This is a genomic window from Pseudoalteromonas sp. NZS71 (genome assembly GCF_015864715.1).
Lineage (GTDB): Bacteria > Pseudomonadota > Gammaproteobacteria > Enterobacterales > Alteromonadaceae > Pseudoalteromonas > Pseudoalteromonas arctica.
This window is the reverse complement of sequence record NZ_JADYWS010000037.1, coordinates 1-16,469: the sequence shown is the minus strand read 5'-3', so window position 1 is coordinate 16,469 and position 16,469 is coordinate 1. Positions and strand designations below refer to the sequence as shown.

The window sequence follows — 16,469 nt, the reverse complement described above, 5'->3', positions numbered from 1 at the left end:
GCGATATAAATTATAAATGCTGCTTATAAACCTCAAGTGCTTGGCTTAAATCACTAATTAAATCTTCAACATCTTCAAGGCCTATGTGCAAACGAATAACCGGCCCTAAATCCCAACCTGTATTTGAGCGCAGCCCTTTCATGGTTAAATTAGCCGTTACCAAGCTTTCAAAACCACCCCACGAAAAGCCCATTTTAATATGCTCAAGGCTATCTAAAAATGCATCAATCGCTTTTTGATTGCCGGTTTTCATAACAAATGAAAACAACCCATTACTACCATCAAAGTCACGTTTAAAGAACTCATGCCCTGGGCAGCTTTCAAATGCAGGGTGTCGAATATGATCAACAAGCTCATGTTGCTCAAGCCATTTAGCTACTTCTATTGCTGCTTTTTCATGTTGATTTAAACGCACACCCATTGTACGAAGGCCTCTAAGCGCTAAATACGCATCATCGGCACTGGTACATTGCCCTAGTAAGTACGAGTTTTCGCGCAAGGTTGGCCAGTACTTTTTATTAGCAACAGCCACACCCATCATCACGTCTGAATGGCCGACAATATACTTCGTTGCAGCCTGAATACTAATATCAACACCGTGCTCTAGCGGACGATAATGCAAACCGTTGCCGTAGGTATTATCAAGTATGGTCATTACGCTATGCTCATTGGCTACTTTTACCATAGCGGGCACATCTTGCACTTCCATCGTAATAGAACCTGGAGATTCTAAAAACAACACTTTAGTATTTGGCTGAATGTAATCTTTAATACCTGCGCCAATGGTTGGCGGGTAATAGGTTGTTGTAATGCCCAGCCCCACTAAAATTTTATCGCAAAAATCGCGAGTTGGTTCGTACACGTTATCAACCATTAAAATATGATCACCGGTTTTTAAAAACGATAAAAATACTTGGCTGATCGCCGCAGCGCCACAAGGGTACAATGCACACCCTTCGCCGCCTTCAAGTTCTGTAATCGCTTCTTGTAGCGCAAAGTGTGTTGTTGTTCCTCGGCGCCCATAAAATAACGTTTTATCGCCACGGGTTTTAGCTGCTTCTTTTAAATCGGCTACAGTATCAAATACAATGGTAGATGCACGCTGTACAACGGGATTTACTACGCCATGTGTATAGGCTTTTTTTCGCCCTGATGATACCAGCTGAGTGTTTTTATTACTTTTACTCGACATTGTTAATCCTTAAGGGTTTGTGCGCCAATGCTCAATTAAATAACGAGAGATAGAATCGGTTCTAGGCAGCTTTAAATGCTCGCCTTCTTCGTGCCAATTACCAAATTGCTCTAAGTCTTCACGACTAAACCATTTTGCATCGTCTAGCTCTTCTTTATCTACGTTAATTTCCTCAGATGTCGCCTCTGCAAAAAAACCAAGCATAATTGACGATGGGAACGGCCATGGCTGAGATGCAACATAACGTACGTTATCAACCTCTATGCCTGCCTCTTCTTTAACTTCACGCGCAACAGCTTGTTCCAGTGTCTCCCCTGGGTCTACAAATCCAGCAAGCGACGAATACATACCAATAGGCCACGCAGCTTGACGACCTAATAAACAGCGTTCTACTCCGTCAGCAAAGACTTTAGTAACGACCATAATTACCGCAGGATCGGTACGCGGGAATGTAGGATGCTTACAGTTTTCTTTTTCACATACACGAGAATGCCCTGCTTCCACTGAACGGTTTTTACTACCGCAGCGCCCACAAAAACGGTGCGTGGCATGCCAATAACATAAACCTCTCGCAAGGGCGGCTATTGAGGCATATTTAATGGTTACTTGAGGCCCATATTGGCGAATATCAAAAAATTGAGCGCCCTCTATTAAAGGCGTAAGTACGCTTTCATCCAGATCAGATGCATCCAATGCAAACACACCATGTTTAGCATTATTTAAACCAACAAAAATAGCACTCGTTAAATCTAAATGCGCCACTTGTTGATACGTTAAATAGCTTACTTTAGGGGTATCTTTAATAAATAGGGTTTGATTATTTTTAACTAAAACCCATTTACTTTGCGCCGACATTTGCGCTTTAAGCCACGATGGGTCTTTACGAAAATTTGAGCCTCTATCTAGTGGCATGTTGCTGTAATGAAGCATGTAAGTCCTTGGTAACTCGTTATGCTTTAAAATTACCATAATCATTTAGCAAACCCAATTGATTAAAGTAATAAAAAAGCCTATATAAGGCTTAATTCATCTATTACGGCTTTGTATTAAAATCTCTCATGTTGCAGGCACTTAGCTTGCACCTTTTTAACTATTTTTTGCTGTTAAAGGAGCAAGGTATTATCAATTAAATGAAATTGCTCAGCGCTTTGTTTTAATACCTCTGCAGTTAACCGGTCAGCACCGTAAACATCGCACGGTACATTATATTGATTTTTTAAATGCCCAAGTAACAAAGCAAAGTCACCATCGCCAGAGAGCAAAATAACCTTATCAAGGTTTTTACCCTCCTCTAACATGTCTATTGTTATACCTACATCCCAGTCACCTTTTGCACTGCCATCACGGCGTTGAATAAATGGCTTTAGCTTTACGTCAAAACCAATCGCACGCAAAATATTTTGAAACTGATTTTGCTTTTCATCTCCTCGATAAATAGCATACGCAAAAGCACATTCAATATTGTATTGCGCCTGCATTACCCGCCAAAACGCATTGTAGTCAAAGTTTTTTCCGTAACTCTCGCGGCACGTGTAATAAATATTTTGCACATCAACAAAAATACCTACGCGTGGTTTCGTGCTTTGCTGCTCGTTTTGTAAAGTCATTTAGTGTCCTAGTGAGGATTAATAGCAATAAAAGTAACGTTATAAAATAAGTGTACCTTGCAATTTATATTTAAGTAACCTAAATTAGTTACATACCCTTATGTAACCAATATTGGTTACATATTAAAAAGTAACCATTTTGAGATTTTTATGATTGGTGTGATCAGCGGCGATATTATTAAATCGCAAACAATCCCTAAGCAGCAATACGATGCCATGCTTTATCAACTAGGGCAAAGTTTGCGAAACATTTCGGGGGAGCAAACACTTTGGAATATATACCGAGGCGATGCCTTTCAGTTACAAGTTAATAATCCTGAGCTCCTTTTTAAAAATGCCATACTTGTATATTTACACCTTAAATCGTCAGGTTATGAGCTACGGCAAAGCTTGGCACTTGGGCAAATAGATAACCCACGCAGCGATATAAAAACAGCAACCGGTTCTGCTTTTACCCTTTCGGGGCAAGGCCTTGATAAAATAGGTAATCAACGCTTTGTTTTTAGTATTAACGAGCAGCAGCTTGATGAAAGCTTAAATCTTAATTTAGCCTTTGCCGACGTATTACTCACTAAAATCACGCAAAAACAAGCAAATGCCCTGTATGTCTATTTAACATCACCAGACAACAGCCACGCGGCACTGGCTAAAGAGCTTAAAACAAGTCGCGAAAATGTAACGAAACTACTAAATTTAGCGCACTACCAACTTATAGAGCGCTTTATTAAGCACACACAACACGTTATAAAAAATATAATTAAAGGAGGTGAATAATGACGTTTTCACTTTTACTGGTCGCGCTTATTATTGGCCACTTACTCGCTGATTTTTACTGGCAACCTATGAGTTGGGTAAACGACAGAAACACCCGTCACTTTAAAGCCAGTAAGCTTTATTTTCATGTACTAGTGCATTGTGTAACGAGTGCACTCATTATTACCGTGTGGGAATACACATTCGGGTGGCAGCAACTAAGCAGTGTTTTAATTGCCACCGCGAGCATTATGTTGAGCCATTACTTTATTGATATAGCTAAATCGTATTCTAATAAAGGCGTGGTCCCTTTTTTACTAGATCAAATAGCGCACATACTCGTTATTATTGCGCTCAGTATTTGGCTAACTGATAACAGTAGTTTTATGGCAGCAATTAATAATATGCTCACTGATCCCAAAGTACTGTGGGTGGTATGCGGTTATTTAATTATTTTGAGTCCTAGCGCCGTATTTATAAGAATGATGTTAGAGCGTTTAACAAGTAACTTTTCAAGTACTGGTAGCTTACCGCTTGCAGGGCAAAGCATTGGCATGCTTGAGCGCGTACTTATGCTGAGCTTTATATTGCTTGACCAATTTGCAGGGCTTGGTTTTTTACTTGCCGCAAAGTCAGTATTTAGGTTTGGCGATTTAAGTGCTAGTAAAGATAAAAAACTTACCGAGTACGTTATGCTCGGCACATTACTTAGCGTAAGTGTTACTTTATTTGTAGGCTTGGGTATTAACTATTTAATCAGCTAATGACATATTACAGGTAATAAAAAACGCGCTGCTTCTATTTATTAAAAAGAAGGGAGCACGTTTTTTGTATCAACCTTTAACCAAGTTCTAAATTAATTAAACGCCAATATAATCTTTAATAATGATTAATCGTTATTTGTGCGACGACGACGCTGGCCATTACCGCCAACAGATTCACGCTTTGCCCATGGGTTTTGTGCGCTATCATCTGTTTTAGCTGCTGGCTTTTTAGAACCACCACGGCGTGGGCCGGTACCATTACCACCATTATTTGGCTTTTTACTGTTAGGCTTGCTGCTATCAGATTTAGGCTTATTAAAAGGCTGCTTTTTCTTAGGCTTTTTAGTCGGCAGTGGGCGAGCATCTAATGCGCGCTCAGCTACTGGGTTAATAGGCTCAAAACCATCTTCTTCAGCACGTGGGATAAGCTCACCAATAAAGCGTTCAATACCGTATAAATCAACAGCATCTTCTGTTGTTACAAACGAAATCGCATGACCCGATGCACCAGCACGGCCTGTACGGCCAATACGGTGAACGTAATCTTCATATACATTTGGTAAGTCGTAGTTAACAACATGCGGTAATTCAACAATGTCTAAACCACGTGCAACAATGTCTGTTGCTACTAGTACGCGTACTTCACCACTTTTAAAACCATCAAGTGCTTTAACACGTGCGCCTTGTGATTTATTACCATGGATAGCCGCGCCTACAATGTCATCGCGCTCTAGTTGTTTAACTAAGCGGTTAGCACCGTGCTTTGTGCGGCTAAACACTAATACTTGTTGCCAATCGTTAGTGCGAATCAAGTGGCTTAGCAATGCTGTTTTACGTGTTTTATCTACCGCATAAACACACTGAGTAACACTTTTTGCAGTAGTATTTTTTGCAGCAACTGAAATTTCAACAGGGTCATTAATTAACCCTTTTGCTAATGCACGAATTTCGTCAGAAAATGTAGCCGAAAACATCAAGTTTTGACGTTTAGCAGGCATTTTAGCAATTAAGCGTTTAATATCATGAATAAAGCCCATGTCTAACATGCGGTCAGCTTCATCGAGTACAAGCACTTCAACGCTATCAAATTTAACTGCATTTTGATTATGTAAGTCGATTAAACGACCCGGCGTTGCGACTAAAATATCAACACCTTTACGAAGACGCTGCATTTGTGGGTTAATTTTAACGCCACCGTAAACTACAAACGAGCTCACATCCGAATGCTTAGCGTACTCTTCAACGTTTTCGCTTACTTGCAAAGCAAGCTCACGTGTAGGCGTTAAAATAAGTGCACGTACGTGGTTACTTTTAGCTTTAGGGCCAGACGACAAACGCTCAATAAGTGGTAATGTAAAACCCGCTGTTTTACCTGTACCTGTTTGCGCTGCTGCCATAACATCACGGCGTTCAATAATTGCAGGAATTGCTTGAGCCTGAATCGGCGTTGGCGTTTCATAGCCCTTTTCTAAAACCGCATTAACCAAAGACTGTGATAAACCTAAACCTTCAAAACTCATATAAACTCTCTTTTAAATTAGGCTACGTTAGCCAGTTGCGCGCATTATACCTGTAGTAGCTAAGAATGCATGCCATTATTTACGTTGCGAGCAATTGAGCATAGCTTAATAAAATTAAACCTGTGCTCAAGTTGCTTAAAAATGCAAAAAACGGCCATAAGCCGTTTTTTGTTTATACTTAATTACTCTAAGTATAAGAGTTACTTAACACCTAACTCACGCAGGCGTTCTTGCAAGTAGCTATCTGCCGTGTAGCGCTCTGAAAGCACAACATCTGGATGCGGGTGTAAAAATAACGGTAGTGATATACGCGATTTAGTAGATGCTTTACCCGTTGGGTTAATTACACGGTGAATTGTCGATGGGAAATACCCGCCCGACGCTTCTTGTAACATGTCGCCGATATTAATAATTAAGCTGCCAAAATCACATGGCACGTCTAACCAACCGCCATCTGTTTTTTGAACTTGTAAACCAGGCTCATTAGAAGCTGGTAATACAGTCAATAAGTTAATATCGCCATGGGCTGCTGCGCGAATAGCACCTGGCTCTTCATCACCCGTCATAGGCGGATAATGTAGGATACGTAACAATGTTTGCTCAGAATCGGCAATCATGTCTTTTAAATCAATCGAAAACTTAGCACGTACATCAGCCGGAGATTCAGCCTGAACCCAACTTAACAATGTGCCAGCAAATTCACTTGCTAAACGGTAGTATTCACGTACATCAGCTTCAAGCTCTTCAGGAACGCGACCTTTAGGGTACACATGGAAGTACTCTTTAATGTCTTTTATTGTAAAGCCTTTCGCTACTTCAGATACTGAAGGCGGAAAATAACCGTCTTGAGTTTCTTTAGAGAATAAAAAGTCGTGCTTTTGCTCTGAGTTAAAAAAGTCTTGCCAATTTTTGTAAATAGACTCAACTAAAGACTGTGGGATTGGGTGGTTTTTTAAAACGCCAAATCCAGTATTTCTTAACGATTCAACAAATTGTGCAGCCGCATCGGGAGCTTTATAATCAACAGTAGGTAATTGCATTGTACGTTCCAGTGAATAGGTTGTGTGAAGTGAGTTGCTTTTAATAGTGCTAAATTACTTATATAAAGTAGCAAAGCCTTCATTATAGCGCTATGCGAGCATAGACAAATGACCTCAAAAACATAAGGACATATGTCCGCAAAGCATAGTCACCGCCACTTGGCTTGATCAAGATCAACTTATAAAAAAACGTTGAATTTGCAAGGTTTAGTACTTATATCTGGTCTACTAGGGCGTGCTGACCTTTGGTGGGTGAATTTGCAGCAGACTGTTTGGTATTTAAGCAAGGCAGAGCCTATGATGTGTGGTTGTTCCCCATAAATAGGCGATAACGCAGCATAAATGCCAAACATGCGCTACCCTTTGGGTTCTTTCTAGGGACGATTAACTCTTTGTTGCTCGGTTTTTACTTAGTCCACTAGGTTACAAACCTCGCGCCGCGATTAAATCGCCCCTAGATTGAACAAATTTCAATCCACAACGGTCAACACGCCCTAATATAATGTATTTTATTTGTGTAAATAAGGCTCCCCATGCGACAAAAAGTATCTTTTAAAAGCGGCGATTTAGAACTTGCCGGCCAACTTGAACTTCCCTCTGGTGACGTTAAGTTTTACGCGCTATTTGCACACTGCTTTACATGCGGTAAAGACATTGCAGCAGCCACACGTATTAGCCGAGCTTTAACACAACAAGGTATCGCCGTACTGCGTTTCGACTTTACCGGTTTAGGTAATAGCGATGGCGACTTTGCTAACAGTAACTTTTCATCAAACATTCAAGATTTAGTATCTGCGGCAAATCATTTACGTGAGCATTTTGCGGCGCCGCAACTACTCATTGGCCACAGTTTAGGCGGGGCTGCCGTTCTTGCTGCTGCGGAGCATATTCCTGAAGTATCGGCTATTACAACCATTGGTGCACCGTCAGATGCGCAGCACGTAGCGCATAATTTTGAAGCACACCTTGATGAAATTAACGCAGCAGGTGAAGCTAAAGTAAACTTAGCCGGTCGTGAATTTACTATTAAAAAACAATTTATTGACGATATAGCCAAGTACGATAAAAGCCACATAAGTAAACTTAAGCGCGCATTATTAGTAATGCACTCCCCTATTGATGCGACGGTAAATATTAGTGAAGCTGAAAAAATTTATGCATCAGCTAAGCATCCTAAAAGCTTTATTAGCCTAGATAACGCCGATCACTTACTTACTAATAAAAACGATGCCGACTACGCTGCACAAATAATTGCAACGTGGGCAAACCGTTATGTTAAGTACGACAAAACTAAATACACGGCAAGTTTAACGGGTGGCAATGTACTCGTTGAAGAAAAAGACCATGTATTTACTCAGCACGTAAGTACAAAAGATCATACTTGGCTTGCAGATGAGCCAATAAAAGTAGGTGGTAAAAACTTAGGTCCTGATCCGTATCATCACTTATTAGCGGGGCTTGGTGCCTGTACGGCAATGACACTGCGTATGTACGCTACACGTAAAAACTTACCACTGGAGCATGTAAAAGTAGAGCTTGATCACACTCGCGATTACAACAAAGATTGCGACGATTGTGAGCAAACAGGTAACCTTGAAGCCATTACCCGTAAAATCACCTTACGTGGCGACTTAACAGAGCCACAACGCCAGCGTTTACTCGAAATAGCCGACAAATGCCCTGTGCATAAAACACTGCATAACAACCCGGTTATTGTAAGTGAACTGGTAGAGTAACTAAAACAAAAATAGCGTAGCCTTGGCTGCGCTATTTTAGATGCTCAATAAAGCAATCTCACAATCTGAGATAAAATATAGAGGTTGAATAATAGGTACAGCTCTAGTAATTTACAATAACATTACATATCCAAGGATAGGTATGAATAAAAATACTTACTACGTACGAAAAGACAAAACTGATAACGGCAGAATAACCTCGCTACATTCATCATATCTTTTTGAAAATGCAGTGCGAGCAGCCCAATGAAAATTTTAGTAAATATAATATTTTATTTAATTAGTTACTCTACTTTTGCCAACTCTGAAGAGATTATCGAAAGCCCTATTGCTGCATCCTCTTATACATTTTGTCATCTAGATACTAAATGTATCACTAATATAAGACTAGCGAATACTACGCCGTATCAAGTTAAGCTAAGCTCTCTCGCTTTTAATGCACAAGGAATCGATTTAAATTCGATGTATGTATTTGAAGAAAGTAGATACTACGATTTAAAAGAGAATAATTTAGATACAGGTATTTCAGAGCAACCCATACAGGGACGCAGACGTGCCTACAAGCAATTATCATCATTAGAATTCGAGCCACTAGAAGTCAAGTTTATAGAGCTAAAGGGCATAGAAGAGAGGTTTGCATTAGAGCTAGGGAAAAGGTATATGGTGGGAACACTTACTCCATTTGTAAACTTGTACATTAATGGTAAGTTTGCCGATATCATCACAATTAGAACAAACTATTCACTGTTAACTATTCCTACAGAAGATATGGAAATAAAAGAACGACCAATAAAGCAGTTTGCTACGCCACAGGGATAATCTGTAGTAATAATCCACTAACTCTGTTTAGTGGATATGAAGTGAGTTAGGATGATAGTGACAGAACAACTTTGTTATACCGATCATATCTTTTGAAAATGCAGTGCGAGCAGCCCAATGAAAGTTTTAGTAAATATAATATTTTATTTAATTAGTTACTCTACTTTTGCCAACTCTGAAGAGATTATCGAAAGCCCTATTGCTGCATCCTCTTATACATTTTGTCATTTAGATACTAAATGTATCACTAGTATAAGATTGGCGAATACTACGCCTTATCAAGTTAAGCTAAGCTCTCTCGCTTTCGATAAGCAGGGAATCGACTTAAACTCAATGTTTATATATGAAGTGGATGCATACTTCTCATTAAGAGCGGAAAATCCAGGTGCAAAAGTCCCTGAACAACCTATACAAGGACGGCGGCGTGCCCACAAAAAATTATCCTCTATAGAGTTCGAACCGCTTGAAGTAAAGTTTATTGAGCTAAAAGGCATGGAAGAAAGGTTTGCTTTAAACCCTGAAAAAAAATACTTAGTAAGTACGATCACACCGTTCGTCAACTTGTACATTAACGGTAAATTTGCTGATATCATTACCATAAGAACCAGATATTCACTGTTAGCTATTCCTACTGAAGATATGGAAATAAAAGAACGACCAATAAAACAGTTTGCTACACCGCAAGGGTAACCTGCAATAATATACATGCTTTGTTTAATACCACTCAAAATTCTGCGTCAGCTTAAACCTTTATATATCAAGCCAGCTTAAAGTTGGCTTGATTATATCTTGCCTAATTATCTAAAAATCCCTCTACTTCTTTACTCATTCTATCCACCAGCCATTTTGGCCCGCCATCGTACATATCGTTATGACGCGATTTTTCTATCATTATTTGCGTAACAGGAAACTTATCCAGCTCTGAATCGTTTAACAGCACATTTGCATCAGCTGGGTAATCACTACCGCGAAGTGTAAGTACGCGTATATCTTTATTGCGTGGGATCAACATGCGGCGATGATCGAGCGTAATAATAGTGCTAACTTCGTTTGGGTAAATAGAGCCGTATAATGACGAAATATCCCCGCCGTTTGAGTGCCCAAATAAGGTGAGTTTTGTAAAGTCGTACGCTGGGTATTTACTCGATAGCTCATTAACTAAAAACTTAAGCGTTACTACGCCACGATGCCAGTTTTCCATGCGAGTTGTTAAGTAAGGCTGCTCACGGTTTAAGTAAGGGTCGCTTTTTAGTTCATGTGCAACGGCTACTGTTAAATATCCACGCTGATTAAACGCATTACTGGCAAACGTATACCCGTTATGGCTAATCCCGTAACCTGCGTTAATGAACGCTACAGGGCATTTTACTTGTTCAGTGCACTCAGCATTGTTACTTGGTAGTGTGATATTGATAGGAATAGTGCGCTTGCGGCTTTCATCAGTTATAACGCCATCGTTTGCATAGCTTGTTGCGCCGATTACTGATGTACTTATTACTGGTGTACTTAGAGCTAGTGCACTTAACATAAAAAGCTTTTTAAGTGTTTTTTGCATATTTAAACTTATATAAATTATTGTTTTTAATTAAAAATAACTTTTACTTTATAGGTTTGCATTCTCTATTGTCAAACTATGCGATAATAGCCGCCATTGTTTAAATATATTTAGTAAAAGATCCAATAAATGAAATCATACAATAGCATTCAAGAACGTATAGAAATTTTAGAAGACAAACTAACGGCAATACATGACGAAATCGAAACACTAAAAACCCCTGCTAAAAACAACAATGAACGTATTATTTTTAAGTTTATTGAAACAGGCAGCACTGGTAAAACGAAGGATTTTGTTCGTGAGTTAGGTATTAAATCACCTCGTGACGGTTTGTTTTCATCAGGTGACGTTACAAAACTAATTAAAGATGGTGCTGAAGATATTTCACCAGCGTTATTAGAAATCGCAAGACAGCTTGCCAGTGCACGTAATAAAAATGGCCCTAGCCGTTAATTACGCAGTCACGCAGTATCTAGAAGCCCAGCCAAGCTGTCGCTTCTAGATATGTAATCATATTAAACTAAATTAATCACATAGTTCTATATTAAGGCTGGTAAGCAAATTTAGTGCTTCGAAGCGATCAAACTTAGCATTCGCTAAAATATTATTATTCAAATCTATATTAAATGCTGTAGCACCTACAAAATCACATTTTGTTAAGTTAGTTTGAAAAAACTCACTATCGCGAAAATCTGTTCCTGTAAATTCACTACCGCTTAAATCAGCATGTCTAAAATCAACATTTTTGGCAAAGCAGTGTGTTAGTTTGAGGGCTTTGAGGGTTAATTCAAAAAAAGAACTATTACTGAGCTCGCAATAATTAAAACTCACCGGTGCGTTAATACTAAGCGCTGGCCAATCTACGTCAGCCCATCGCAAACTATTTAATTTACAGTGGCTAAAACTTACATTTTCAAGTGAACTGTAGTTCCATTTAAGTGACGATAAATTACAGTTTTTAAAACTGCATTCTATAAATCGGCAATTTTTAAACTGCCCGCCTGAAAAGTCGCAATCGGTAAATGTGCACTCTTCAAACTCAGAATTTTCAGTTAGTTGCTCTTCGCGCTGCAAAGCATTAAATTGCTCGTCGAAGTAGTGATTATTATTTGAAATTGACACTATTAACCTAGTTTTTAATGGGCATAGACGCTATTTTTAGGTAAATCTTTTTTAAGCGCAAGCACTGCAATAAAAATCAAAGCAAATAGTGGAAATAGCGCTAAACAGCCACCCACAAAAGCTAAAACCCCCGGCATAGTACTTTTACGCTTACCTATTTTGTAGCTAATTACAGCAAAAATAGGAATACTCAGCACAATAAAAAAAACTAAGAACTCACCAAATAAGGTTGCATTGATCGACATAATAATTCCTTTTTCGTCTGTTCGGTTAAAATACACTCTGCTGCAAATTTAACCACAAAAAAACCCTTAAGCATATAACTTAAGGGTTTTTAAATTTAGCTCAAAAAAGCGAAACAAGATTACTCTTCGTTAGGTATCGCTTTTTCTACAACACTTATTGCAAGTTCAGCTAACGAATCAAGGTTAGGTTTGCTTGGCGCGTTGGTTAATAAACACGACGCTTGTGTTGTTTTAGGGAAAGCAATAACGTCACGAATGTTATCGGTACCACATAAAAGCATTGCTAAACGGTCAAGACCAAATGCTAAACCTGCATGTGGTGGTGTGCCGTATTTAAGTGCATCAAGTAAAAAACCAAACTTGTCTTGTTGCTCTTGCTCGTTAATACCTAAAATTCTAAATGCAGTTTCTTGCATATCTGCATTATGAATACGTACCGAACCGCCACCCACTTCGTAGCCGTTTAATACCATATCGTAGGCATCTGAAATAGCAGCTGCTGGGTTTGCTTCAAGCTCACTGGCGTTAATGTCTTTTGGTGCAGTGAATGGATGATGTACAGCATGTAATGTGCCTTCGTCATCTTCTTCAAACATTGGGAAGTCTACAACCCAAAGTGGTGCCCAGCTATTAAGGTTAGTGATTTCTAAATCAACACCAATCTTAACGCGCAGTGCGCCCATTGCTTCATTTACTGTGTTGCGCTTATCGGCACCAAATAAAATGATATCGCCAGACTGTGCATTAGTACGCTCAAGTAATTTAGTAATTACGTCTTCGCTTAAAAACTTAGCCACTGGTGATTGAACCCCCTCAGCGCCTGCAGTGTGGTCGTTTACTTTCATCCACGCCATGCCTTTAGCGCCGTAAATACCAATAAACTTAGTGTAATCGTCAAGTTGTTTACGAGAAAGCTTAGCGCCACCCGGTACAGTTAATACAGCAACGCGACCTTTTTCGTCGTTAGCTGGACCTGAGAAAACATTAAACTCTACGTCTTTAACTAAATCTGCAACATCAACCAATTTCATTGGGTTACGTAAATCTGGCTTATCAGAACCGTAAAGGCTCATTGCCTCGCTGTAAGGCATGATTGGAAAATCGCCTAAATCAACGTTTAACAATGTTTGCCACATCTCGCGGATCATTTTTTCAGTCATACCACGTACTTGATCAGAACTCATGAACGAGGTTTCTATATCTATTTGGGTAAATTCTGGTTGACGATCAGCGCGTAAATCTTCATCACGGAAACATTTAACAATTTGGTAGTAACGGTCAAAACCAGACATCATCAACAATTGCTTAAACAACTGTGGAGACTGTGGTAAAGCGTAAAAACTACCTTTGTGAACGCGGCTTGGTACTAAATAATCGCGCGCACCTTCTGGCGTTGCTTTAGTAAGTACAGGTGTTTCGATGTCTAAAAAGCCGTTTTCATCTAAAAAGCGACGAACAAAGCTGCTTGCTTTAGCACGTAATTTAATACGGTCACTCATTTCTAGACGACGTAAATCTAGGTAACGGTATTTTAAACGACGCTCTTCTGAGTTTACTTGGTTAAAATCAAGCGGTAATGGCTCAGAGCGGTTAATAATATTAAGCTCTTTACCTAAAATTTCGATCTCCCCTGTTGCCATGTCTTTATTTACTTGGCTGTCTGGGCGTGCGCGAACAATACCTTTTAACTGAACACAAAATTCTTGGCGAAGTGTGTTAGCCGAACTCATTAACTCTTCAATGTCAGAGTCGAATACAACTTGTACTAAACCTTCTCTATCGCGTAAATCGACAAAGATAAGTCCACCAAGGTCACGTCGTTTGTTGATCCAGCCACATAGTTCAACTTCTTGATCTACGTGAGTTTTATTTAGCTGTCCGCAATATATAGAGCGCATAGTTTTCCTGTCAGATAAAAGGCTTAAACGGCTAAACTTATTTGTTTTAAGGCGTGTGATTTAAAAAACAGGTCACCACAATACAAATAAAGCCGCTAGCAATCTAAAAATAATCAAATTAAGCCCTGCATTATACTCAACTAACATTAAGATGCTAGGGCGTGTGCCGCTTTTGCCCCTGAATTTACAGCAGCTTGTTTTGTTATTTGCTACACTATCGCCACTTTATAATAAGGCGCTAGTTTGTATGTTATATATTGGATGCCCGCAGTGGTCGAGTAATGCATGGAAAGGCAATTTATTTTCAAGCCAATGTAAAAACGCCGATATGCTTAGCCAATACGCACAACATTTTAATTCTGTTGAAGGCAATACCAGCTTTTACGCTGATCCTGCGCCAAGCACCGTATTGCGCTGGGCAAACAGCGTACCTGACGATTTTAAATTTACTTTTAAGTTTAATCGTCGCTTTAGCCACGAGCTGCACCTAACTAATGTTCAAACCGAGCTTACTGATTGGCTTAACTTGTTCTCCCCTATTTTAGAAAAAACTGGGCAGATCATGCTGCAATTACCTAAAGCATTTGGTCCTGGTGACTTACCCAAACTCGCCCAATTTATTAGCCTATTACCAAAAGAGGTTAATTACGGCGTAGAGGTACGTCATACTGCATTTTTTCAAAAGGGTGAAGCCGAAATAGCGCTTAATCAGTTATTAATGGCAAACAACCTAAATCGCATATCGATGGATACTCGCGCCCTATTTGCGGTAAAACCAACAACCGAAGCGCTAATAGATGCACAGCAAAAAAAGCCCCACTTACCGGTACATGCAATAGCTACTGGCTCAGAGCCTATGGCGCGCTTTGTAATAGCCGATTTACAAAATGACTTTAAACCCTTTTATAAACCGTGGCTAAGTAAAGTAAAACAATGGCTTGATGAAGGAAAAACGCCCTATGTGTTTTTTCATACAGCAGATAACCGAGAAGCGCCGTTATTAGCTCGCCAGTTTTGTAAGGACCTAGGTTATGATCACAAAGCATTAAACCCATTTACTGGCGAAAAAGAAGCCCACCAGCAAGCACTTTTTTAAAAGTAAAACGACAGAGAAATAATAATGAGTGAATACGCACGTTACTTTACCGGCTACCCAGCTAACATTGTTGAGCAAGTATTAAGCCTTATAAATAACAACAAGGTATGTGACTACTTACTTAAAAAGTACCCGCAAGCACATACCATTACTAGCGATAAACTACTTTATAGCTATGCAACCGAGCTTAAAAAACAGTATTTAAAAAATGCGCCACCATTTGGCCGTGCGGCATTTAAAAAGCAAGGCGACATGGTTACTAATGCACTTGGTACACATACGTATCGAATGCAAGGTAAAACCCGCAAACACGATTTAGCGATAAACAGCGACTTACTGCGTGCTCCCGAGCCATTATTAAAAGCGTTAGTGGTACATGAGCTTGCCCACTTTAAAGAAAAAGATCACAACAAAGGCTTTTATCAACTTTGCTGCCATATGGAGCCGAGTTATCACCAGCTAGAGTTAGATTTAAGAATTTTTTGTGTGGTCGTCGCAATGGGTGAAAATCCTTATTTAAAATAAGGATTTTAGCGTTATTTAACTGAGTGAAAATAACGCCATGCTTAAGTTAATATTTCCTTTCATGCCCAAGCGCACATACCCAATCTCTTATCCACGTAAGCAGCTCACAACTTAACGACTTGTCGCTTAATAAAAACAAAAAAGTTTAAAACTACATAATTGCCCTACATTTGAGAACTACACTCTTAATAGCTAATTCTTTCTATGTACTCTTAATCTTTGGAGTTTTAAATGATGAAAAATACCCATGCATTTTTACTCAGTGCACTGTGCTGTGTAACCTTAAGTGCCTGCAACGAGCAAAACAGCCAATCACTTGAACAATCAAACCTCAATGATTTTACTCTAACAAGCTCAAAGGTAAGCGATGGCGGTAACTTGCCTATTACTTATACGTGCGATGGGCAAAGCATTAGCCCTCCACTTAACTTGTAGTGGTCAATAAAATTTGGCCACAGTTTTAGAATCTTGATATCTAACCTCAGATTCATTTGGCGCTAAACCGGCATTATAATGATGCGGCCTAACGTTGTTGTAATATCCGTTGATATAATCACTAACGCTATATTTAGCATCTATAAAATTTCCATATCCAAC

At 39.3% G+C, this 16,469-nt stretch carries 18 protein-coding genes and 1 pseudogene; 9 read left to right on the top strand and 10 right to left on the bottom strand.

Going from position 1 to position 16,469, the window contains the following annotated elements; genetic code table 11:
* Positions 1-10 precede the first annotated feature (10 nt).
* The 3 genes from I6E85_RS18765 to I6E85_RS18755 form a co-directional block, all read right to left on the bottom strand.
* Entirely contained in the window at positions 11-1,192 is a 1,182-nt protein-coding gene (locus I6E85_RS18765; RefSeq protein WP_101162947.1) for a cystathionine beta-lyase, read from the bottom strand.
* A gap of 9 nt (positions 1,193-1,201) precedes the next feature.
* Positions 1,202-2,122 (bottom strand): NAD(+) diphosphatase, encoded by a 921-nt coding sequence (gene nudC, locus I6E85_RS18760; protein WP_024608064.1) that lies wholly within the window; start codon positions 2,120-2,122, stop codon positions 1,202-1,204.
* A gap of 173 nt (positions 2,123-2,295) precedes the next feature.
* Positions 2,296-2,799, bottom strand: a complete 504-nt coding sequence (locus I6E85_RS18755) for an NYN domain-containing protein (protein ID WP_024608063.1) — start codon at positions 2,797-2,799, stop codon at positions 2,296-2,298.
* A gap of 150 nt (positions 2,800-2,949) precedes the next feature.
* On the opposite strand from I6E85_RS18755, the gene I6E85_RS18750 reads away from it, so the two are divergent.
* Both I6E85_RS18750 and I6E85_RS18745 read left to right on the top strand, forming a co-directional pair.
* Positions 2,950-3,573 (top strand): hypothetical protein, encoded by a 624-nt coding sequence (locus I6E85_RS18750; RefSeq protein WP_024608062.1) that lies wholly within the window; start codon positions 2,950-2,952, stop codon positions 3,571-3,573.
* A complete protein-coding gene (locus I6E85_RS18745; protein ID WP_197237242.1) occupies positions 3,573-4,316 on the top strand; it encodes a DUF3307 domain-containing protein in 744 nt (247 codons plus the stop codon). Before I6E85_RS18750 ends, I6E85_RS18745 begins: the two co-directional genes overlap by 1 nt.
* 125 nt (positions 4,317-4,441) lie before the next feature.
* Here I6E85_RS18745 and I6E85_RS18740 read toward each other — a convergent pair whose 3' ends face one another.
* Entirely contained in the window at positions 4,442-5,836 is a 1,395-nt protein-coding gene (locus I6E85_RS18740) for a DEAD/DEAH box helicase (RefSeq protein WP_197237241.1), read from the bottom strand.
* A 200-nt stretch (positions 5,837-6,036) separates the two neighbouring features.
* Positions 6,037-6,876: an isopenicillin N synthase family oxygenase gene (locus tag I6E85_RS18735; protein ID WP_024591305.1), complete on the bottom strand. Its 840-nt coding sequence runs from the start codon at positions 6,874-6,876 to the stop codon at positions 6,037-6,039.
* A 533-nt stretch (positions 6,877-7,409) separates the two neighbouring features.
* Here I6E85_RS18735 and I6E85_RS18730 point away from each other — a divergent pair.
* The 3 genes from I6E85_RS18730 (at position 7,410) to I6E85_RS18720 (ending at position 10,121) form a co-directional block, all read left to right on the top strand.
* Positions 7,410-8,612 (top strand): bifunctional alpha/beta hydrolase/OsmC family protein, encoded by a 1,203-nt coding sequence (locus I6E85_RS18730; protein WP_007586983.1) that lies wholly within the window; start codon positions 7,410-7,412, stop codon positions 8,610-8,612.
* Between the two features lie 246 nt (positions 8,613-8,858).
* Positions 8,859-9,431, top strand: a complete 573-nt coding sequence (locus tag I6E85_RS18725; RefSeq protein ID WP_197237240.1) for a hypothetical protein — start codon at positions 8,859-8,861, stop codon at positions 9,429-9,431.
* A gap of 117 nt (positions 9,432-9,548) precedes the next feature.
* Positions 9,549-10,121: a hypothetical protein gene (locus I6E85_RS18720; RefSeq protein WP_101163160.1), complete on the top strand. Its 573-nt coding sequence runs from the start codon at positions 9,549-9,551 to the stop codon at positions 10,119-10,121.
* A gap of 103 nt (positions 10,122-10,224) precedes the next feature.
* Here I6E85_RS18720 and I6E85_RS18715 read toward each other — a convergent pair whose 3' ends face one another.
* A complete protein-coding gene (locus I6E85_RS18715) occupies positions 10,225-10,986 on the bottom strand; it encodes an alpha/beta hydrolase (protein WP_197237239.1) in 762 nt (253 codons plus the stop codon).
* A 129-nt stretch (positions 10,987-11,115) separates the two neighbouring features.
* On the opposite strand from I6E85_RS18715, the gene I6E85_RS18710 reads away from it, so the two are divergent.
* Positions 11,116-11,439, top strand: coding sequence for a hypothetical protein (locus tag I6E85_RS18710; protein ID WP_002959968.1), 324 nt, complete (start codon positions 11,116-11,118; stop codon positions 11,437-11,439).
* 72 nt (positions 11,440-11,511) lie between these two features.
* On the opposite strand, the gene I6E85_RS18705 is transcribed toward I6E85_RS18710, so the two are convergent.
* The 3 genes from I6E85_RS18705 to aspS form a co-directional block, all read right to left on the bottom strand.
* Positions 11,512-12,108 carry a pentapeptide repeat-containing protein gene (locus I6E85_RS18705; protein ID WP_197237238.1) on the bottom strand — a complete coding sequence of 199 codons (597 nt, stop codon included), beginning with the start codon at positions 12,106-12,108 and terminating at the stop codon, positions 11,512-11,514.
* A 14-nt stretch (positions 12,109-12,122) separates the two neighbouring features.
* The gene (locus I6E85_RS18700; protein WP_002959972.1) at positions 12,123-12,353 is read right to left on the bottom strand and encodes a hypothetical protein; all 231 of its coding nucleotides are present in this window, start codon (positions 12,351-12,353) and stop codon (positions 12,123-12,125) included.
* 119 nt (positions 12,354-12,472) lie between these two features.
* Complete coding sequence (aspS, locus tag I6E85_RS18695) at positions 12,473-14,251, bottom strand: aspartate--tRNA ligase (protein WP_024591308.1); 1,779 nt, start codon at positions 14,249-14,251, stop codon at positions 12,473-12,475.
* Between the two features lie 247 nt (positions 14,252-14,498).
* Here aspS and I6E85_RS18690 point away from each other — a divergent pair, with 247 nt between their 5' ends.
* From I6E85_RS18690 to I6E85_RS18680, 3 genes are all read left to right on the top strand, one after another.
* Positions 14,499-15,347, top strand: coding sequence for a DUF72 domain-containing protein (locus tag I6E85_RS18690; RefSeq protein ID WP_197237237.1), 849 nt, complete (start codon positions 14,499-14,501; stop codon positions 15,345-15,347).
* A gap of 24 nt (positions 15,348-15,371) precedes the next feature.
* On the top strand, positions 15,372-15,872 hold the full coding sequence (locus tag I6E85_RS18685; RefSeq protein ID WP_024599830.1) for a M48 family metallopeptidase: 501 nt from the start codon (positions 15,372-15,374) through the stop codon (positions 15,870-15,872).
* Between the two features lie 231 nt (positions 15,873-16,103).
* Positions 16,104-16,307, top strand: a complete 204-nt coding sequence (locus I6E85_RS18680) for a hypothetical protein (protein ID WP_231621094.1) — start codon at positions 16,104-16,106, stop codon at positions 16,305-16,307.
* A 3-nt stretch (positions 16,308-16,310) separates the two neighbouring features.
* On the opposite strand, the pseudogene I6E85_RS21055 reads toward I6E85_RS18680, so the two are convergent.
* Positions 16,311-16,469, bottom strand: a pseudogene (locus tag I6E85_RS21055) (IS3 family transposase); the annotation flags it as partial.